Below are 18,061 nucleotides of genomic sequence, written 5' to 3'. Positions count from 1 at the left end.
TCAAAAAAAATCAGGGCCTGCAATCATTCATTTTGCTTTCTTCACTTCTTTCGCTAAATTTCAAAATCGAAAGAAGATTGTCTTCAAACTTCTTGGGATCGCAATCCTCTTTTACCCGATCAAGAGCCTTCTGCCTGATCTTTTTCCATAAGCTCTCCTCCTTGTAAAGCTTAAGACAACACTCGGCAACTTCTTCAGGATCATCGGCAACGAGGAGGTGCTCCCCGGCTACCCACGAAAGCTGTTCGGCAACAAGCGAAGTCGCTACCACGGGAATACCATAGGCAGCGGCTTCATGGACTTTCACGGGCATCCCTGCGGCATATCGAATTGGCGCAATAAATACCCTTGAGCGTTCATAAAGAGGCCGAAGATCTTCTAACTCTCCCAAGAATTTTATTCCCAAAGGATCAAGCTTCTTTACAAAATCCTCTGAAGCTTTTCCCACGGCAAAAACCTCGAAATTGTCTTGGATTTTCTTCTTTAATATCGGAAGCACCTGGTATGCAAACCAATATAGCCCATCGGTGTTAGGGCCTTCCTCTCCCATGTAACCCACGAAGAGAAATCCCTCCCTTTCTTTGAATTCCCTTTCCGTAGGATGGCACTCCAAGGCATGGCCAAGGATAAAAACCTGGCAACCGGCCCCTTCAAAATAACGGGCTTCCCTGCTCGTTACAGCCACTACCCGGTGAGCCAACCTTCCTAAAGAAATTTCCTCTTGCATGAGCCTTGTTTTTTCCTCCTCTGTTTGGTCGATCCCATAAAGGCTGTTTTTTAAAATTTCCCTTTGGACATAAATCGCTTCGGCATCATAAATTACACGGCTGTGAGCGACCAACTCCGGCCTTCTTTTGATCAGCGCACTAAAAGCTTTGAAATTATGAGGTCGGCTGACAAACACCAGATCATAATAACCTTGTCTTTCCTCTAAAAAATTTTCCAGTTTTTCTATTCCCCATTGGAGCATAAGCTCGATTTTTTCAAGCAAAGAGGACTGCCCGTTCGTCAAGGGACACTCTTGGGAAACCAGCGGGTAGAAGGTGAGCAAGTATCCTGATCTTTCGAGAACCCGCAAAATAGACCAGGACCGGCCGAAGCCTCTGCCTAGCCGAGGATGGGGAATGCGATCGTCGATAAACAAAAGCCTGCCCTTAAAGTCGCTCGATAAAGACTGGTTTCTCCTGTCTCTTCCTTTTAAAACGTCAAAATCCGGCCGGTGCTGAGTTTTTAGCCTCTCCTCCCACTTCTGGAAGAATTTTTCTTTGTTTTTTTTCATCATCTCTACGATCGTATCCATTGGCCGGCTCCCGAATTCATAATGGAAAACAAGGGCCGCGGGCTGATAAACGACCTTATAGCCTAAAGACCACAGGCCAAGGCAAAGATCGCTGTCTTCGTAATAGGCGGGGACATACCTCGGGTCATATCCTCCAAGCCTTTCCCACAACTCCCTGCGCACAAGCAAGCAAGCCGCCGAACAGTAATCCACTTCCCTAACAAAAGAATATTCAGGACTCATCGGCTTAGGATCGTTCCTGCCGTAGGCCAGCCCGCTGCCATCGGCCCAGATAATGGACCCTGCTTCTTGCAAAGATCCATCCGGCCTGACTAGCTTGCATCCAACGGCACCGCATCCCGGGTAAGACTCGATCGTCCGGAGTAAATGGTCTATACTCTGAGGGCTTAGGATAATATCGTTGTTCAAAAGAAGCAGGTATTTTCCTTTTGCCATTGAGGCCGCCTTGTTGACGCTCAACAAATATTCAAGATCCTGTTCGTTTTTGAAGGTCTTGATCCCCTCCACCTTGGCTAAGAGTTGGGCTGTGGCATCCGTCGAACAGTTGTCGGCAATAATTAATTCATAAGGAATCGATACATGAGCCAAAATGGATTGCAGGCACTGGTAAAGGAGCTCGGCCCTATTTCTTGTCGACATGACAATGCTTACAAGGGGATCAGGAAAAAAGGGAAATTTCAGCCTTGCAGCCCCGTTAGCTAAAAAAAGCTCAAGGGAAACCTTCAGCCACTGCTCATTCGGAAGGGTAAGACCAGGACGAGGAATAACGGTTTTCGAAGTCGATGCAAGCCGTAGCCCTTCCTTTTGAGCTTCATTCTTTTCCTTTTGTACAATAACCAGGTAGCTGGCCAGTTTAACCCACTTCCCGGAAAGAAGAAGAACCGATATCCTTACATGCTTGACTCCTCTGCTCAGCTCGCAGTGGCAATAAAAACCGCACATCGGGTCAACCGAAATCCCCCTTTCCTCATATTTTTGCTGGATATCTATCCTATTTAGGGGTCGACAGATATATTCATCTTGGTTGCTTTCTACTTTAACCAGTTTTCCAGCCCTTCCCTGGGAATCCAAGAACCACCCACAAACATAAAGCTTGGAATTGTTCAAAATAAGAAAGCCTTTATCGGGTTTCTCCACCGCATAATGATAGGAAGAAGGCTCAAGCCGCATAAAAAAGGGGTTGAAAAATAATGAAACAGTATAAAAAAAACCCCTTTGTCACTCAACTTCTTTATCGGTCCGCATCCCGCACAAAAACTCCCCTCGATCCAGCCGAAGTTAATGCCTATCCGGGATTGCTTGGATGCCCATCTTGGAAAAAAAACATATTTTAATGAACCCAAGACCTTTTGCTTGCGGATCAAAGCGGAGGCAGAAAATTGAGCAGGGAGGTAAAATAAAACCGGGCTAGAGCCGTAAACAGCTCTTCAGCTTTGATGTCAACGCCAATCTCCGCAACCAGTTGAGAAACAGACCGGCTTCCATCCGATCTTCTTAAAAACTCGATTAAATAAGAAGAAAGCTTCAAAGGCAGTTGCCTATAAAGACCGGGAATATCGAAGCTGACATCCAAAACCTGGTTATAAGGAGGTTGCACGGCAGGAATTTTCGTCCTGTCCCACAAGTCGACCAAGGGACGCCAGCGCAAAAATTCTTTTTTATCTGCAGGGGCAAAAGGGGGAACCATCCTCGGTTTCGAGGCAACGATCATGTGGAAAAACGAAGGATTGCAATGATCGATTAACGAATGGAGAGTGGGCAGGTCGAGTTCGGTCAGCAGATCGAAAAACCGGTTATCCTGAAGCTGAAGAAAGCTCATTGAAGTGTACAAAGAATTGATATATTGGAGACCGGCATTATGAATAATTTCAATCCAGGTATGCAAGGGGAACGAATCATGATGCACCCCAAAAACATGATTCTTTAAATAGCTTTCAGGCTGAGCCCCAATTCCCTTGTCAATGGGGATTCCCATCAGGTTATCACAGACGCAAAGGACCTCTCGAGTTCTCTTTACCTGCTCGGGACTGTCCATGCTCAAAGAAAATAGGGATATGGCCGGGGCCAACCTAACCGTCGGATGGAAGGTCCCTTTAACTCCAATGTATAAGCAGCCCTCCGGGGAAAGGCAGCCAGCCAAATGGGCGAGGGCGGCTTGAGGATCATAAACGTAAGCAAGAACTTCATGACAACTTATCCAATCAAAGTTATACCCCAAGCTTTGAGCCAAGTTCGGATTTAACAGGTCTTCTTGCAAGAAATGAACGTTGTTTATCCCTGAAGCTTTCTGCCACTTAAGGGCTATATCAATGGCCCTTGAACTTGCGTCGAAGGCTACGACCTCCAGATTGGGAAAGGCTCTAGCTATGTTAAAAGCCTCGTTGCCGGTCCCACAGCCGGCAACCAAAAATCTCCCGCGATCATAAAAAGGTTTTCCCGGCCTTCCCACCGCGTTAAACCAATGAGGAGGAACGATTTTCCAAGATTGGTCGGAAAGCACTTTTTCATCTTCAAAAGGGAATGGGCAAGTTTCAAACTGGCTCTTGACCGCTTTAGAAAAGGAAACAAAATCTAGATGACTTTCTGAATCGGAGCTATTTAGAGTGTTCATAAAGAAGGTCAACCATCATCTCTTATTTTTTGAACGAAAAAAAGAGAAAAACATTCGAATATCGGCCTTTTCTTAAAGCTATACCGGATTAACCTTTTTTTGTCCAGCAGATCAATGGAGAAAGAAACTTTTCCTGCCCCGGGAGGGATTCGAACCCCCGACCCAGTGATTAAGAGTCACCTGCTCTGACCAACTGAGCTACCGAGGCTTGCCTATGAATAAACTATGAAAATAACGAAGGAAAATATCAATCCCAGAATTTAATCTCCATGGTTAATATACCGGTTCGGCGAGATCTACCAATGAAAGAGCCCTGTGTTCAGGGTTAAGGAGCTTCCCCCAATAAGAATCACAAGGATGAACCATGCTCACCTTTTTTTCTCCCTTATACAAAGCCCTTCCCTCATTGGCCCACTTGAAAATGGAACCCTCAAGATAACACACCTGCCAGTATCCCGCTTGCTGGAGTCGTCGGGCAAAGGATGCCGCCCTGAACCCTACAGAGTCATAAACCACGATGGGTTGCTCCCTTTTCAACCCCCTATAGCCCAATCGCACCTTGTCGTTGGGAGAGACTCTCCAAGCATGGTAAAGATGGCTGACTTCATACTCATCGACTGTTCGGACGTCCAGCAGCACGGGAGCATATTCTTCTCCCACGGCAATCCACCTTTCTAACTTATCGGTAGAAATAGAGGCCACGTCCGGAAACTTTTCCCGAATAGCATACAAAACCTTATCCCATGTCAACTCTGGAGGTAGAGAATTGGCACAGCCAAAAACCAATAGCCCCAGCAGGAGGACGGATAGCAGCCTTTTGAACGGGCAACTCCTTTTGCTCATAAACCCTTCATTCACCGATAATCTTGACCAAAACTCGTTTCCTTCTCATTCCATCAAATTCACCATAAAATATTTGCTCCCATGGACCCAGGTCCAGTTTACCTCCCGTTATGGCTACGACTACTTCTCTTCCCATGATCGTTCTTTTTAAATGAGCATCCGCGTTGTCTTCGCCTACATTATGCTTGTATTGGGAATGAGGCTTTTCCGGAGCAAGCTTTTCTAACCATCTTTCGAAATCCTCGTGCAATCCCGGCTCATTATCATTAATAAAAACACTTGCCGTAATGTGCATGGCATTACAGAGAAGAAGGCCCTCTTTAATTCCGCTTTTTTTAACACACTCCTCCAGTTTCGGAGTCAGCAAAACAAAGGCTCGACGAGAAGGAATATTGAACCAGATTTCTTCCCTGAAGCTTTTCATGATTGAAAAAGGACAAAAAAACAAGGGCTAAGTAGACACAAGGGTTAATTGAACATAATCTAACCGCAGAAGTCAAAAAGAAAAGCTCAAAATAACTCCTCTTGGGCAGAAGGCAAAACGGCTTTTAACTTTTCGTAGGCTCGAGCCGTAACCACCCTGCCTTGAGGAGTTCTTTTCAAGTAGCCTTCTAAAATGAGGTAAGGTTCGTGAACTTCTTCGAGTGTTCCCGGATCCTCACCCACCGCCACCGCAAGAGACTGGAGTCCCACAGGTCCTCCTTCAAATTTGTAGATGATCGTTTCCAGTATCTTTTTATCCATCTCATCCAATCCATCCTCGTCAATCTCGATCATTTCCAAAGCCTTGTTGACCACATCCAGGGATACCTTTTGATAACCCTTGGCATAAGCATAGTCCCTTATCCACCTCAAAAGATGGTTGACCGTTCTAGGTGTTCCCCGGCAGCGCTTGGCCACCTCTTTTGCCGCCTGCTCGTTAACTTCTATCTCCAAGATGCGGGCCGAGCGCTGAACAATGCGTACCAGATCTTCTACCTTGTAATACTCGAGCCGATTAATCAGCCCAAAGCGACTCCTCAGGGGTTCGGTCAGCAGTCCCACCCTGGTTGTTGCCCCGACAAGAGTAAATTTGGGAAGATTGAGCCGAATGCTTCGAGCGTTTGGTCCTTGATCGATTAAAATATCCATCCGAAAGTCCTCCATCGCCGGATAAAGATATTCTTCGACGGGTCTGCTCAACCGGTGGATCTCGTCAATGAAAAGAACATCAAAGGACTCAAGAGAAGTTAATATCCCGGCGAGGTTGGCCGCTTTATCGAGAGCCGGACCAGAAGTAATCTTAAGAGAAGCGTTCATTTCCTTGGACAGGATATGGGCTAAGGTCGTCTTCCCAAGACCTGGAGGACCGCTGAAGAGAAGATGGGGAAGCGGTTCATTTTTAATCTTTGCCGCTTGAACCAGGATATAAAGCCGTTCCCTAATTTTTTCCTGCCCTAAAAACTCGTCCAGTTTTTGAGGTCTTAAACTTTCCTCAAAAAATTTATCGGCCGAATCCGCACCGAGGGCTTCAATCTTGGATTTCATTTGTATCAACCTTCTCCGCTGGCTAGCTTCAAGCATTCCTTTATAATCCCTTCAAGATCCATTTGGGGATGTTTTTCCCTTACCCTTCGCAGCCGTTTCAATGCCTCGGGTTCTTTATATCCTAAAGCAACCAAAGCTCTCAAGGCATCTTCAAAAACTCGATCTCCGACAATCGCCGTCCCGGAAGAAGATGAAGCTTCAGCGGTAGCCCAACTGTCTTTTAATTCAACAACCAGTCTATGAGCGGTCTTTTCTCCTATTCCTTTTATCTTTGAAAGCAGCCGAAAATCAGCCCTGCCGACGGCCGCTTTCAGTTCGCTTGGAGGAAGCACATTGAGAATGGAAAGAGCCGTCCTAGGGCCCACTCCGTGCACTTTTTCTACGAGCAACCGGAAAGTAAGCTGTTCTTCAAGATCCTTAAATCCAAAAAGCTCCAGGCGATTTTCTGAAACCTCTAAGTGGGTGTAAAGAGTGAGCTCTGAATAAAGGGGGGGAAGGTTGCGGAAAAGGGAGAGGGAGCAAAACACCTCAAAGCCGATACCCCGCACCTCCACGATAATATGAGGGAATAAGCTATAAATTAATGTTCCCTTAAGGTAAGAAATCATAAACTTTAGGCAACTGCCAAAAATGATGAACATGGGTTAAAGCCACCGCAAGGGCGTCAGCCGCATCCAGGGGAGGTAAACTATCCATAGCCAATAGTGCCCTGATCATAAAGGAAACCTGTTCTTTACGTGCAGAGCCTTTACCGGTAGCCGCCATTTTAATTTTCCTCGGACTATATTCAAAAACAGGGAGCTCTTTTAATGAGAACAACAAAAGGGCTACTCCACGCGCTGCCCCCATGTCGATAGCCGTTTTCCTGTTTTGGACGAAAATTATCGATTCCATAGCCACGTGCTCCGGGGAATACTCCTGGATTATAGAAAGCAGCCTCTCATAAATAGACCTTAGTTTCCTAGCTTGATCGGCATGTTCAGTCACAATGACTCCAAAATCGATTAAGCGGGTAGACGTCCCATTGGACTCGATGATTCCATAGCCCGTTTTCCGAAGGGCAGGATCGATCCCAAGGATTCTGAGCGGCTTGTTCATCAAAGCTCTTAAAAATTACCGTTTCGTAGCGGCAAAAAAATAGGGATTGTTCTTATTTAAGAGGGGTTTTTAGACGTTGACAAGATAAAAATGTCTTAGGGTTTAAAGTGTTGAACGTGGAGGGCCTTTTCATGCATTGAGAAGCATTCCTGGGATAGGCATTTTGAGCGCTCCCCCGTGGCAAATTCCACCGGAGTTCCTGCACGGGTACGCCAAGGATAAACTGAAGTATTATACACCATCCGCATTAATGTATAAGGGAACTTTGAAAAGCATGGTGAGCACAGGCAAGGCTGATAACGCTCAAGGACCGGGAATGGACCCGCCCGCAATGCGGGCACATTACGGCCGTGAGCTGGACTTGGTGTGCTGCCTCAAAGCGGCCGGCAACCGCAACTGCCCTGCCCGCGGCGAGCCTTTAGCAAGCAATTGCAGTGCCGCATCCGGAATTGCTCCGGCTGGAGCCGGGAAAGGCAGGCCAGCCAGCTACTAAGGTGGTCGGCAAGATACCCCATGGCAAAAAGAAAACCGTCCGTAAACTTGCCCCTGTTTTTAACAGCCGATGGTCCCGGCGAAGGACCTGGGGAAAGAAAACCGGCCTTGGTAAAGCTGAAAATCAGTTTTGTCTTTGCTTATGGAGCCAACTCTTACGGGAACAGTTGTATAGGGAGAAAAACTGTTTATAATTTGCTTATGAAAATTCTTTGTCCTGTGGATCAAATTTCTTGTTTGAGGCAGGGTATCGATTGCAACGGGGATAACATAGAGTTGGATGTGAACCCCCAAGAACTGTCCGCCGAAGAAAGAGAATGGCTGGCTTCTGTTCTCCAAAGAAAAGAAAGCGGGGGGCACGCCGTTCTTTACTTTCCCTTTCCCATAACTCCTCCTTCCCTGGAGGGATTCAAACAAAAAATGAAGCAACAGATGGCTACAGGCAACGATAGCCGCCCCGAGGAGATGCTTCACTGGGATCCCTCTTTTTCATCAACAAAAGGAGAGCAGGCTAAAACCCCTCCTCCTGCTCCTCAAAAGGGTGCTGATTTAAAAGAGGCGGCTAAAGCCGCAGGATTGATGGGGCTAGGAGCCCTGGGGCTAGCGGCCCTTGAAAACTTGCTTGGATTCGGCCGTCCCCAACAAAATATCAACATCGTCGTTCCTCCAGAATCCTCGTCTGAGCCTGAGGCCTCCGGAGAAGACCGGGATAAATTGCTGACCGATGACTCTGCCGGCGATGCCGAAGAAAATCTTGACGATGCCACTATTGTCGACGATGACATAGACGACGACCCCGGTTTTAGCGATGATTCTTGGACCATCTAAGGGAGCGGTCCTAGAAGCTTCAACCGGGTTCTCTAGAGGTCATACCCTTGGCCGGTTGGAGTTTATCCCCAGAATTGAAGAAAAAAGTTTTCTTAATTTTGAACATTGTTTTTTAGTTCAGAAACTTTTCTTTGGCAGCTTTGAAGCATGGGAATGGCCATAATCTGGAGCAAAAAGGAGCAAACGGCGACGTAGAGGGTGGAGTGATCATAAAGGAAACCAAGAACAAAGCTTCCCAAAAACCAAAAGAGACCAAAGACAAAGTAATAGATACCGAAAGCTCTACCTCGAATCGGCGGGGGAACAAGGCTCGCAAGAGCCGCCCTGACCACGGATTCCTGTACACCCAGGCCTATACCCCAAAAAATCATTCCAACAAGGGCTAGGGTTTGCAGGGGAAATACAAATATCAAGGGTGAAGCCAAAGAGCCCATAATGATGGGCCAGATCATCGAACTGATCCCGCTTTTGTCAAACAGCTTGCCCGCTACCAATGCCACTACGGCATCGATGCCCATGGCCAGCGTGTAAAGCAGGGGAAGCTCATATTCGTTAAAAAGACCCCGTTTGCCCAAATGGTAAGCAATAAGAGGGAAATCAACGTAGCCCATCGCTATAAAACCTAGAGCGGTTATGTAGATCCAGAACTCTTTACCCAATCCTGCCTTTGTTGTCGAGGGGCTATCTTCCCGCTCGAGCTCTTCTTGAGAGTCGGTTATGGCATGTATCGCTTTTTTGTACCTATTGTGGGTAATGAAAAGAAACAACAAGGAAAAAAAAGCGGGAATAAACAAAAAACCAAGGGCCGTCCGGTAATTTTTCCAATAAATCATCGCCAAGGAAACGAGCAAAGGACCGATCATCGCCCCAAGTTGGTCGAGCGCTTCATGGATACCAAAACCGATTCCCTTACCCATCCCTTCCGTAGCCGTGGAAAGCAGGGCATCACGGGAGGGGGAACGGATCCCCTTGCCCAGCCTTTCTAAAACAACCAGGCAAGCAACCTGTGGCCAACTTCGGGCAAGAGCGAGGAGGGGCACGGCAATTTGATTTATAAAATAGCCGAGATAAACAAAAGCCCAGTGGCCTTTTGTTTTATCCCCTATGCTCCCTGCAAAGATGCGGACGACATATCCGGTCAATTCTCCCAGGCCGGCAATAAATCCGATGGCGCTGCCCGTGGCCCCAACCGTGCTGAGAAAGGGACCTAAAATGGAGCGGGCTCCCTCATAGGTCATGTCCGCTGTAAGGCTGACAAAGCCAAAGAGCAGGACCAGTTGCAATGAAGCAGAATAAGAAGCTGAAGCTTTAATCTTTGACAAAAAAGGCTTTTGAGAATGTTCAGGACCCAAGACTCCTCCTTAAAGCCGATTTTTACTTTTAAACGGCAAAGCTTTTACCACACGAGCAATGAGAAAGCGCATTGGGATTTTTGACGACAAAACCCTCATTTTGCAGCTCTTCAGAATAATCAAGAATAGAACCGCTTATAAAGAGGGCACTTTTAGGATCAATGACGAGCTTGACTCCCCTGCTTTCAATAAGGATATCTTTTTCTTCCGGACCATCGACCAGGTCCATTTCATACTGGAGCCCGGCACATCCCCCACCCACTACTGAAATTTTCAGGGCTCCCTCTTTTCTGCTGCTTTGCGAAAGGAGCTCTTTCAACTTTTCCGCCGCTTTTTCAGAAATGGCGCAAAGCTTTTCGGAACCCTTTGTATAAGTAACAGTGCTTTTCATACCCATATTTGTCGTTTTAAATTACCGCTGGAAAAAGAAATTACCAATCTTTTAAGCCCTTTAAAGTTTCATTTTATTCAAAAAGACCGCCTGTACTGTCCTTTTCTTTTGTTCCCGAAAGTTTTCTCACCTCCTGGGCCAACTTTTTAAACTCGAATTTTTCAAAGAGTTTCTCCTGGGCTTCGTAATCTGGAACTATGCGGAGTTCCTCGATGGGCAAGGGAAGCTCAATGTTGTCTTTTAATTCCAGCATCTTCCAATTGATCATAATCCGTTCTTTGTTTTCTTCAAGGAGCTTGGCGAAACGCCTGTCCGGAATGTCTCGAGCTTGAAGGAGAGAAAATAAAGAACCATATTGAATTATCCACTTCGTGGCCGTTTTCTTTCCAATGCCCTCCACTCCCGGTATATTATCAACGCTGTCGCCGATCAATGCAAGAACATCGGGAATCTGGCTGGGCTTAACAGACCATTTTTCCTCGATTTCGCGCTGCCCCAGAAGCTTAAATCTTTTCTTTTCTACCGTGTACACACGCACGTGTTCCCCTACCAGGCTCATCAAATCCTTGTCGCTTGTCGCAAGAACGACATCTATGCCTTTTTCAACCGCTTTCTTTGTATAACTGGCTATAACATCGTCGGCTTCTTGCCCTTCTACTTCAATGGGGCAAAGGCCCAAGGCCTTGACAAGTTTCTTGATCCAAGGAAGCTGGCTTTTTAAGGCACTGGGAATCTCGGGCCTGTTGGCCTTGTAATCAGCTCTCAGCGCCAGTCTTTCGGCAGGCAACCCCCCGTCAAATACAACCGCCCCCAGCTCGGGCTTCAAATCGGAAAGCAGGCGACGAAGCACCATGGTCAAACCGTAGAGAGCATTGGTCGGTTCTCCCGACCGGGTTGCAAGAGAAGGCATAGCATAAAAAGAACGAAAAGCATAATAGTTTCCGTCAACCAAAACAAGGCGCATTGCTAAAAAATCATCGGAAAAAAAATCTTTGTCGAGATCCTTTTACAAAAGAAGAAGAGAAATATCTAAGAAAAATCCCGGTTTTTATCTCAATATTTTCATAGGCAACGAGATAAGAATTTGGGCTTGTTTTCGTTCCCTTTTTTTCTTTAATTATTAATTAAAATAATCGATCTTATTATTTATGGATGGAAACCCCTCCCGCGAAATTCCTTTTGTAGGATTGCCTGAACGCACGAAAGGGGAAGTAGAAATCCAAAGACCCCCATTGCTTCCTTCACACATAAGCCTATCCTCGATCAGCGCCATCGTCTTTCATATTCTTTCCACTCCCATGGGCAGGTGGTGGAAATGGACCATTACAATCACCGGCTCTCTTGCCGCCCTAGCCTTTGTAATGATCGTCTATGTAATTTCGACAGGAATCGGGGTTTGGGGAAACCAATCTCCCGTCGTCTGGGGTTGGCCCATCGTTGACTTCGTGTTTTGGATCGGCATCGGTCATGCGGGGACTCTTATATCCGCCATTTTACTCTTATCCCGACAAAAATGGAGGAATGCCGTCAACAGGGCCGCAGAAGCTTCGGCAATTTTCGCCGTAGCCAGTGGAGCCATCTTCCCTGCCATTCATATCGGAAGGCAGTGGATGGGTTGGTATCTCTTTCCTGTTCCCTGGTCGGCGGGCATTTGGCAAAACTTGAGAGCAGCCCTCATGTGGGACGTATTTGCCGTGCTGACTTACCTCACCGTCTCTTTGCTTTACTGGTACTTAGGCATGATTCCCGATTTCGCCACGTTAAGAGAAAAAGAAGAAAATCCTTTTAAAAAAAGGCTGTGGGCTATTCTTTCCTTGGGTTGGCTTGGTTCGGCCAGCCAGTGGATCCACTATGAAATGGGCTATCTTTGCCTTGCAGGCATACTCACCCCCTTGGTTCTCTCCGTGCATTCCTTTGTTTCCTGTGATTTCGCTTCAACGATTCTTCCCGGCTGGCATGCTACGATTTTCCCCCCCTATTTCGGCGTCGGAGCGATTTTTGGCGGATTTGCGATGATCTTGGTTTTGCTTATCCCCAGCCGAGCCCTTATCCCCAAGCTCAAAGAATTGATCCTGGACGAACATATCAACCAGATGGGTAAGTGGCTTTTAGCCACGGGCTCGATGGTCGGCTATGTTTACCTGATCGAACTTTTCACCGCCTGGTATAGTGCTAATCCTTATGAACGTTATGCCTTCTTGAACCGTATAAAAGGGCCCTATTTCTGGGCTTTCTGGTCCATGCTTTTCTGCAACAGTATTGCCCCCCAATTTCTTTGGATAAGGTCGTTCCGGACTAATCCCCTTAGTCTATTTTTTGTCGCTTTTTTAGCCAACATAGGTATGTGGCTTGAACGTTTTGTCATCATCATCATTTCTCTCCATAGGGATTTTTTGCCTTCTTCCTGGAGAATTTTTGTACCTACCCTCTGCGATGTATTGCTTTACGTCGGTTCCATAGGTCTTTTTTTAACTCTTTTTCTTCTTTTTTTACGTTTTCTTCCCTCGGTAGCGATGTTTGAAGTCAAAACCCTTGTCCATGGTTCATTACAGCATGGGCAGGAGCCTTATTTCTCCTCCGAAGAGGAAAATAAATGGCAAGAAGAGTTAGCCTTGGAAAACGCTCTTTCGATTTCGGCCCAACAACCGGTTGCCCCGCAGGATTTAAAGAACCAAAAGCCCCTTTACGGCATAGGGGCGGAATTTCCTTCTCCAGGGCTTCTCTGCAAGGCAGCAAAGAGGCTCAAGCATTTAGGCTTTAGGCATTTTGAACTTTTCAGTCCTTATCCCTTTCACGAACTTTCGGAAGCGGGCATGCTCAGAAAATCCTGGGTTTCACGCATAGTCTTATGTGGAGGGATTATCGGCTTTTTTTTGGCCTTGTTTCTTGTCTGTACCCTCTCCTTGCCTCGTCCCGATTTTTTAAAATCCCTGCCCAGCAGCTCCATTTTAAGCCTTTTTTATCCTCTAGTCGTCCAGGGCAAACCCTACTTTAGCTTGCCTACTTTCATCCCCATATTTTTCGAACTTACCGCCCTTTTCGCTTCTTTTGGCGCCTTTTTTGGGATTTTGTTCTGTGGAAGATTATTCAAGTTCTATCATCCTCTTTTCTCTTGGAAAAGGTACAACGAGCGAGGCATGGACGACGGCTTTTTTCTTGTCGTCAAAAAAACAGATCCCCTCTTTTCTTCGACGCTTTATTCTTTGCTTTCTCGGCTTGGAGCAACAGCAGTGGACCCCATACCCGAATAAGTTCTTTTAAGCTTGAGGATTTAAACCTAACCAGAGCCTTACGGCGACGAGGGGGGAAAAAAGGGTTTAACGGAAGGAGGCATCCCCTGTCCCGAAGGAAAGGGAAGAACAGGCAGCATTCTCTCTCCTACTTTTTCGTTGTTGACCAGGACAACCACACTATAGTTGCCCTGTTGAAAGACAAGAAAGGGACTGATGGGGATAACAATATCGTGGATTTCTCTTTCATCGAATGGGGGTCTATCCTCCGGAAAGCCGATCTTTCCCGAAGAACTGGCCAGGACATGACCGGAACTTGGATCTTCGACCCTTGCCGTCAGATCCAAGGAGGCAATTTTACCGCGCAAATGGGTCAGCAAAAGGGAAAGGAAAAAAGGAGGTGTCAGGAAAGGAAACTGAGGGGAAAAAAGCCTATTGAAAGAGTTGATTATCGAAAGTTTATCGCTTCCCTTCTCTCTGATGACAAATTCAGAAAAAAGGATGGCCTGGCAAAGAGCGGGTTCTTGTTCCACAAAAAAATTCTTAGAGCTTCTTTCCTTTGAACACAACCATAGATTTAAAAATATTTAAAGAGAACCCGGTTGGCCTTAGTTGGTCTTGCTGCGTGCTTGCATCGGCTTCGAAGAATCCAAGGAAGGGGAAGAAAACTCTTTTTGCAGTTCTTCTTCCAACTCTTTGGCTAATTCTTTTCTTCGTGCCTCCGTTTCCTGGATAAATCTCTTTTCTATTTCTAACCTCTTGGTCCAAAATTTCCTTTCAAAGGCGTTGAGTTGGTCTTCATTCAAGGACAATCCCATTTGCCTTGCTTTTGCCCTGGCCAACTCCTTTTGCTTGTTGCGCATGATCGCTATGCGCTGGAGAAACCATCCTTTTTCCTCGAGATTCATTTGATTAAACTTGGGCCATTTGAAAAGTTCCTTGATCAGCTCTTCATCAGGAAGGTAGAGAACTTCAAAAATCTTTTCCCTCATTTCTGCATCTTGGGCCCATAAAGGCATCAAGGAGTCGGTGCCCCTGTGCACCTGGCCGTGGGCAATATTTCCTAGCCTGAAGGACAAAAAACCTGAAGTAAACAAAACTATCAAAAAGAAGATAATTCTTCCGACCATAGCTCCTCAAGACTTTCGCTCACAGAAGAGATAGGTTTTTCCAAGGCAAGAAGCTCGGTTCCATCGCTGGCGGCATTTTCGATCATTGTCTCTAATAAATTCATTGCTTCATTTCTCATCCAGGACTGCATGCATCTTTGCCCGATACCCAAAAGACTGGCCGTGAAAACAAGAACCGAACAGAAGACGGCCAGGGACTTGAAGGCTTGCCTTCTTTTCTTGGCTTGAATCTTCTCGTAATGAAGCCTAGCCCTGAACCTATCCATAAAATGAGGATCCGGTTCTGGATAAGGACTCCCTTTTCTTATCTTTTCCCAAATCTCTTCGAAATCATCCATATTTTCCCATATAAAGGGGTTTGAAACGATTATGTAGCGAACAATCTTACTCTAAAAAATCATTTCTAGTTTTTCTTACCATAGAAAAACATATATTGCAAACAACTATGCTTTAGAAAAATTTTATCTTCTCTTGCCCTGCGTTTCAGAAAGCCTCGATTATAATTCCCCCTGCATTTAAAAAAATGCAAAAGCCATGCAAAAGGATAAAGAAAAACCCATTCTTTTTATCTGTTAATCGGTCTTAAAACGGTAACCCTCGTTACAAAACCACTTGATAAAACGGCCTATACCCTCTTCAAGCGAAGTCTGAGGGCTGTAACCGATTTCCTTTTCAAGAGTCGTCGTATCCGCATAAGTACATTCAACATCTCCCGGAGGCATGGGCAAGAACTTTATGCGAGCCTTCTTGTCCAAGTATTTTTCAATTAAATGGACTAATTTGAGAATATTTTCCGGCTGCTTGTTGCCTACGTTATGAATCCGAAAAGGAGCCGTGCTGACCGAAGGATCCAGGCAGTCTTCTAATTGTCCTTCTCCCCGGTTGGGTTGGGGAGGAGAATCGATAAGTCGAATAACCGCTTCCACGACGTCATCCACGTAAGTATAATCCCTCTTGAGTTTACCTTCAGCATAAACTTCTATAGGCCGATCCCGATAAATAGAGCTGGCAAACTTGTAGTAAGCCATGTCAGGACGGCCCCACGGCCCATAGACCGTGAAAAAGCGTAGGCAACTAACGGGAATGGCGAAAAGATGGCTATAGCTGTGGGCTATAAGTTCGGCAGCCTTTTTTGTCGCGGCATAAATACTGAGCGGGTGATCGGCAGGATGATTAACTTTAAAGGGAATAAGTCGGTTCATGCCGTAGACCGAACTTGAGCTTGCCAAAAGAAAATGGCCTATTCCTTTTTTTCGGCAACATTCCAGGATGGGAACAACTCCAGAGACATTGGATTGAGCATAGGCATAAGGATCGACCAGGCTATACCTTACCCCGGCCTGTGCCGCATAATGAATAACGCAGTCGGGTTCAAAGTCAAAAAAAAGAGCCTCAACTGCTTTTTTATCCAGCAGGTCGACTTTCCCAAAAATAAACTCGCTATAACCTTGGAGAATCTTGAGTCGGGCTTCTTTAAGTTCGACCGAATAATAGGGATTGAGATTATCTATTCCGGCCACTTTATAACCTAGTTCAAGCAGCCGCCTGGCCGTAGAATATCCAAGGAAGCCCGCCGCTCCACTTATAAAGATCTTCTTCATCGCGTTTTTTGCCCCCATGTTCTTGGAAATTTTTCTTCAACTTTTTGAATAATCTCTTTAGGCATGGCAATTTTTTCCGGCCATTGCCTTTTGTATCCTTCAGAGGGGAACTTTTTTGTCGCATCAATGCCCACGTGAGATCCGATATTGGGCAAGGATTGGGCATGATCCAAGCTGTCGGTGGGAGCCCGGGTAAACAAAAAATCTCTTTGCGGATCGACGTTGGCACAAAGATGAAAAAGCACCTCAGAGGTGTTTTGCACATCGACATCCTCATCGACAACAACAATCATTTTTGTAAACATCATCTGTCCCATTCCCCATAATCCATGCATGACCTTGTAAGCCTGGTAAGGATATTGCTTTTTTATCGAAACAAAAAGAAGGTTGTGGAACACTCCCTCGGGAGGCAGGGCAATGTCCACGATCTCGGGAAAATTCATTTTTAACAGGGGCATGAAAAGCTTCAGGCTGGTCGTTCCCAAGTAATAGTCTTCCATGGGGGGAATGCCTACAATCGTTGCTGGGAAAACCGCCTTGCGACGAAAAGTAATGGCCTTGGCATGAAAAACAGGATAAAAATCCACGGGGGTATAAAAACCGGTATGATCGCCGAAAGGTCCTTCCGCCCTAAGATCAAGAGGATCCACGATCCCTTCGATGACGATATCCGCTTCCGCCGGCACTTCCAAGTCAACGGTTTTACACCTGACCATGGGTATGCCTTCCTTTCTTAAAAAGCCTGCAAATACGACCTCATCCATCCCATCTGGAAGTGGAGCCGTAGCGGCAAAAGTAAGCAAGGGATCACCACCCAGGCAAATGGCCACCGGCATGAGAATTTTTTCCTTGGCATATTCCTGGCTGTGCCTTGCCCCCACCTTGTGGACCTGCCAATGCATCGCCGCTGTCTTTTGATCGAAAACTTGCACCCTGTACATCCCGACATTTCTCTTGGCCGTAGAGGGGTCAATCGAAAAAACTTGGGGTAGGGTAATATAGCCTCCTCCATCCTTAGGCCAACACTTTAAAACGGGCAGATCGAGCAACCCAAAAGAAGGATTTTCCTGATCAAGAATAACGACTTCTTCTTGACAGGGCGCTGAACCTACAATTCGGGGTTTGGATTTGAAAAAGTCAATACCCTTTCGTATAACCTTCAAGCCTTCGAAAAATCCCTGGGGAGCTTCAGCTTTTAACAAGCCTTGGATCTCTTCAACCAGCTCATCAATTTTCCTCCCTAAGACGATCTCCATTCTTTTCCAAGATCCAAAGGCATTAATGAGAAGGGGAAAATGAGAAATTTTCCCTTTCAACAAGATCGGCTTTTCAAAAAAAAGGGCGTAACCCCCTCCCGGACTCTTCATTTCTCGATCGGCAAGGGCGGTAATTTCAAGCTCGGTATGTACCGGTTCTTTGATGCGGATAAGCTCTTCTTCCTCCTCAAGCTTTTGTACAAACTGTTCAAAACTATGAATAGGCATAAAAAGAAAGGTTAAAGATTTTATGACCTTTTCTGTCCAATAACAGAAAATAAGTTTATCAGGAATTTCTTTTTAGCGGACAGTTTTTCCTTGATCACAAAGTTCTTAATATTTAAAAAAAAAAATGTTCTCATTGCTAATATATAAATCAAAAATCACCGAGGAGGAAAACAT

General features: G+C 45.9%; 17 protein-coding genes and 1 tRNA gene. 2 read left to right on the top strand and 16 right to left on the bottom strand.

Features of this window, described 5'->3' with window-relative positions; genetic code table 11:
• Positions 1 to 10: 10 nt before the first annotated feature.
• The 8 genes from MINF_RS02235 to ruvC all read right to left on the bottom strand — a co-directional run bounded on the left by MINF_RS02235 (position 11) and on the right by ruvC (position 7,379).
• Positions 11 to 2,470: a glycosyltransferase gene (locus tag MINF_RS02235; RefSeq protein WP_012462837.1), complete on the bottom strand. Its 2,460-nt coding sequence runs from the start codon at positions 2,468 to 2,470 to the stop codon at positions 11 to 13.
• 190 nt (positions 2,471 to 2,660) lie between these two features.
• Positions 2,661 to 3,911, bottom strand: a complete 1,251-nt coding sequence (locus MINF_RS02230) for a class I SAM-dependent methyltransferase (protein WP_048810059.1) — start codon at positions 3,909 to 3,911, stop codon at positions 2,661 to 2,663.
• A gap of 134 nt (positions 3,912 to 4,045) precedes the next feature.
• Positions 4,046 to 4,119: transfer RNA gene (locus tag MINF_RS02225), tRNA-Lys, on the bottom strand.
• 65 nt (positions 4,120 to 4,184) lie between these two features.
• A complete protein-coding gene (locus tag MINF_RS02220; RefSeq protein ID WP_048810432.1) occupies positions 4,185 to 4,754 on the bottom strand; it encodes a rhodanese-like domain-containing protein in 570 nt (189 codons plus the stop codon).
• Positions 4,755 to 4,761: 7 nt separating this feature from the next.
• Positions 4,762 to 5,178, bottom strand: coding sequence for a secondary thiamine-phosphate synthase enzyme YjbQ (locus MINF_RS02215; RefSeq protein WP_012462833.1), 417 nt, complete (start codon positions 5,176 to 5,178; stop codon positions 4,762 to 4,764).
• 86 nt (positions 5,179 to 5,264) lie between these two features.
• On the bottom strand, positions 5,265 to 6,281 hold the full coding sequence (gene ruvB / locus MINF_RS02210; protein ID WP_048810058.1) for a Holliday junction branch migration DNA helicase RuvB: 1,017 nt from the start codon (positions 6,279 to 6,281) through the stop codon (positions 5,265 to 5,267).
• A 5-nt stretch (positions 6,282 to 6,286) separates the two neighbouring features.
• Complete coding sequence (gene ruvA, locus MINF_RS02205; RefSeq protein WP_148205090.1) at positions 6,287 to 6,889, bottom strand: Holliday junction branch migration protein RuvA; 603 nt, start codon at positions 6,887 to 6,889, stop codon at positions 6,287 to 6,289.
• Positions 6,873 to 7,379: a crossover junction endodeoxyribonuclease RuvC gene (gene ruvC / locus MINF_RS02200; protein ID WP_048810057.1), complete on the bottom strand. Its 507-nt coding sequence runs from the start codon at positions 7,377 to 7,379 to the stop codon at positions 6,873 to 6,875. Before ruvC ends, ruvA begins: the two co-directional genes overlap by 17 nt.
• A gap of 513 nt (positions 7,380 to 7,892) precedes the next feature.
• Between ruvC and MINF_RS02190 the strand changes: the two genes are divergently transcribed.
• The gene (locus MINF_RS02190; RefSeq protein WP_048810055.1) at positions 7,893 to 8,699 is read left to right on the top strand and encodes a hypothetical protein; all 807 of its coding nucleotides are present in this window, start codon (positions 7,893 to 7,895) and stop codon (positions 8,697 to 8,699) included.
• Between the two features lie 92 nt (positions 8,700 to 8,791).
• Here the strand turns inward: MINF_RS02190 and MINF_RS02185 are convergent, their stop codons facing one another.
• The 3 genes from MINF_RS02185 to MINF_RS02175 all read right to left on the bottom strand — a co-directional run bounded on the left by MINF_RS02185 (position 8,792) and on the right by MINF_RS02175 (position 11,406).
• The gene (locus MINF_RS02185; RefSeq protein WP_012462828.1) at positions 8,792 to 10,051 is read right to left on the bottom strand and encodes an MFS transporter; all 1,260 of its coding nucleotides are present in this window, start codon (positions 10,049 to 10,051) and stop codon (positions 8,792 to 8,794) included.
• Positions 10,052 to 10,079: 28 nt separating this feature from the next.
• Complete coding sequence (locus MINF_RS02180; protein WP_012462827.1) at positions 10,080 to 10,448, bottom strand: HesB/IscA family protein; 369 nt, start codon at positions 10,446 to 10,448, stop codon at positions 10,080 to 10,082.
• A gap of 67 nt (positions 10,449 to 10,515) precedes the next feature.
• Positions 10,516 to 11,406, bottom strand: coding sequence for a 5'-3' exonuclease (locus MINF_RS02175; protein WP_012462826.1), 891 nt, complete (start codon positions 11,404 to 11,406; stop codon positions 10,516 to 10,518).
• 184 nt (positions 11,407 to 11,590) lie between these two features.
• On the opposite strand from MINF_RS02175, the gene MINF_RS02170 reads away from it, so the two are divergent.
• Positions 11,591 to 13,693: a quinol:electron acceptor oxidoreductase subunit ActD gene (locus MINF_RS02170; RefSeq protein ID WP_012462825.1), complete on the top strand. Its 2,103-nt coding sequence runs from the start codon at positions 11,591 to 11,593 to the stop codon at positions 13,691 to 13,693.
• A gap of 38 nt (positions 13,694 to 13,731) precedes the next feature.
• On the opposite strand, the gene MINF_RS02165 is transcribed toward MINF_RS02170, so the two are convergent.
• The 5 genes from MINF_RS02165 to MINF_RS02145 form a co-directional block, all read right to left on the bottom strand.
• Positions 13,732 to 14,205 (bottom strand): DUF6941 family protein, encoded by a 474-nt coding sequence (locus MINF_RS02165; protein WP_187146960.1) that lies wholly within the window; start codon positions 14,203 to 14,205, stop codon positions 13,732 to 13,734.
• A 75-nt stretch (positions 14,206 to 14,280) separates the two neighbouring features.
• The gene (locus MINF_RS02160; protein WP_238523522.1) at positions 14,281 to 14,778 is read right to left on the bottom strand and encodes a hypothetical protein; all 498 of its coding nucleotides are present in this window, start codon (positions 14,776 to 14,778) and stop codon (positions 14,281 to 14,283) included.
• Entirely contained in the window at positions 14,775 to 15,140 is a 366-nt protein-coding gene (locus tag MINF_RS02155; protein WP_012462822.1) for a hypothetical protein, read from the bottom strand. The genes MINF_RS02160 and MINF_RS02155 overlap by 4 nt, the downstream gene beginning before the upstream one ends.
• A 234-nt stretch (positions 15,141 to 15,374) precedes the next feature.
• On the bottom strand, positions 15,375 to 16,403 hold the full coding sequence (locus tag MINF_RS02150) for an NAD-dependent epimerase/dehydratase family protein (protein WP_048810431.1): 1,029 nt from the start codon (positions 16,401 to 16,403) through the stop codon (positions 15,375 to 15,377).
• Positions 16,400 to 17,887 carry a menaquinone biosynthesis decarboxylase gene (locus tag MINF_RS02145; protein ID WP_012462820.1) on the bottom strand — a complete coding sequence of 496 codons (1,488 nt, stop codon included), beginning with the start codon at positions 17,885 to 17,887 and terminating at the stop codon, positions 16,400 to 16,402. The genes MINF_RS02150 and MINF_RS02145 overlap by 4 nt, the downstream gene beginning before the upstream one ends.
• Between the last annotated feature and the right edge of the window lie 174 nt (positions 17,888 to 18,061).

The organism is Methylacidiphilum infernorum V4, from assembly GCF_000019665.1.
Taxonomy (GTDB): Bacteria; Verrucomicrobiota; Verrucomicrobiia; order Methylacidiphilales; family Methylacidiphilaceae; genus Methylacidiphilum; species Methylacidiphilum infernorum.
The sequence above is the reverse complement of the archived record's forward strand: the minus strand, read 5'-3'. Positions and strand labels throughout refer to the sequence as shown.

Excerpts from the sequence above, each read along its gene's own strand:
- ruvA (WP_148205090.1), bottom strand. The coding sequence starts at position 6,889 with ATGATTTCTTACCTTAAGGGAACATTAATTTATAGCTTATTCCCTCAT.
- MINF_RS02220 (WP_048810432.1), bottom strand. The coding sequence starts at position 4,754 with ATGAGCAAAAGGAGTTGCCCGTTCAAAAGGCTGCTATCCGTCCTCCTG.
- MINF_RS02235 (WP_012462837.1), bottom strand. The coding sequence starts at position 2,470 with ATGCGGCTTGAGCCTTCTTCCTATCATTATGCGGTGGAGAAACCCGAT.
- MINF_RS02170 (WP_012462825.1), top strand. The coding sequence starts at position 11,591 with ATGGATGGAAACCCCTCCCGCGAAATTCCTTTTGTAGGATTGCCTGAA.
- MINF_RS02155 (WP_012462822.1), bottom strand. The coding sequence starts at position 15,140 with ATGGATGATTTCGAAGAGATTTGGGAAAAGATAAGAAAAGGGAGTCCT.
- MINF_RS02190 (WP_048810055.1), top strand. The coding sequence starts at position 7,893 with ATGGCAAAAAGAAAACCGTCCGTAAACTTGCCCCTGTTTTTAACAGCC.
- MINF_RS02180 (WP_012462827.1), bottom strand. The coding sequence starts at position 10,448 with ATGGGTATGAAAAGCACTGTTACTTATACAAAGGGTTCCGAAAAGCTT.
- ruvC (WP_048810057.1), bottom strand. The coding sequence starts at position 7,379 with ATGAACAAGCCGCTCAGAATCCTTGGGATCGATCCTGCCCTTCGGAAA.
- MINF_RS02215 (WP_012462833.1), bottom strand. The coding sequence starts at position 5,178 with ATGAAAAGCTTCAGGGAAGAAATCTGGTTCAATATTCCTTCTCGTCGA.
- MINF_RS02145 (WP_012462820.1), bottom strand. The coding sequence starts at position 17,887 with ATGCCTATTCATAGTTTTGAACAGTTTGTACAAAAGCTTGAGGAGGAA.
- MINF_RS02175 (WP_012462826.1), bottom strand. The coding sequence starts at position 11,406 with ATGCGCCTTGTTTTGGTTGACGGAAACTATTATGCTTTTCGTTCTTTT.
- MINF_RS02150 (WP_048810431.1), bottom strand. The coding sequence starts at position 16,403 with ATGAAGAAGATCTTTATAAGTGGAGCGGCGGGCTTCCTTGGATATTCT.
- ruvB (WP_048810058.1), bottom strand. The coding sequence starts at position 6,281 with ATGAAATCCAAGATTGAAGCCCTCGGTGCGGATTCGGCCGATAAATTT.
- MINF_RS02230 (WP_048810059.1), bottom strand. The coding sequence starts at position 3,911 with ATGAACACTCTAAATAGCTCCGATTCAGAAAGTCATCTAGATTTTGTT.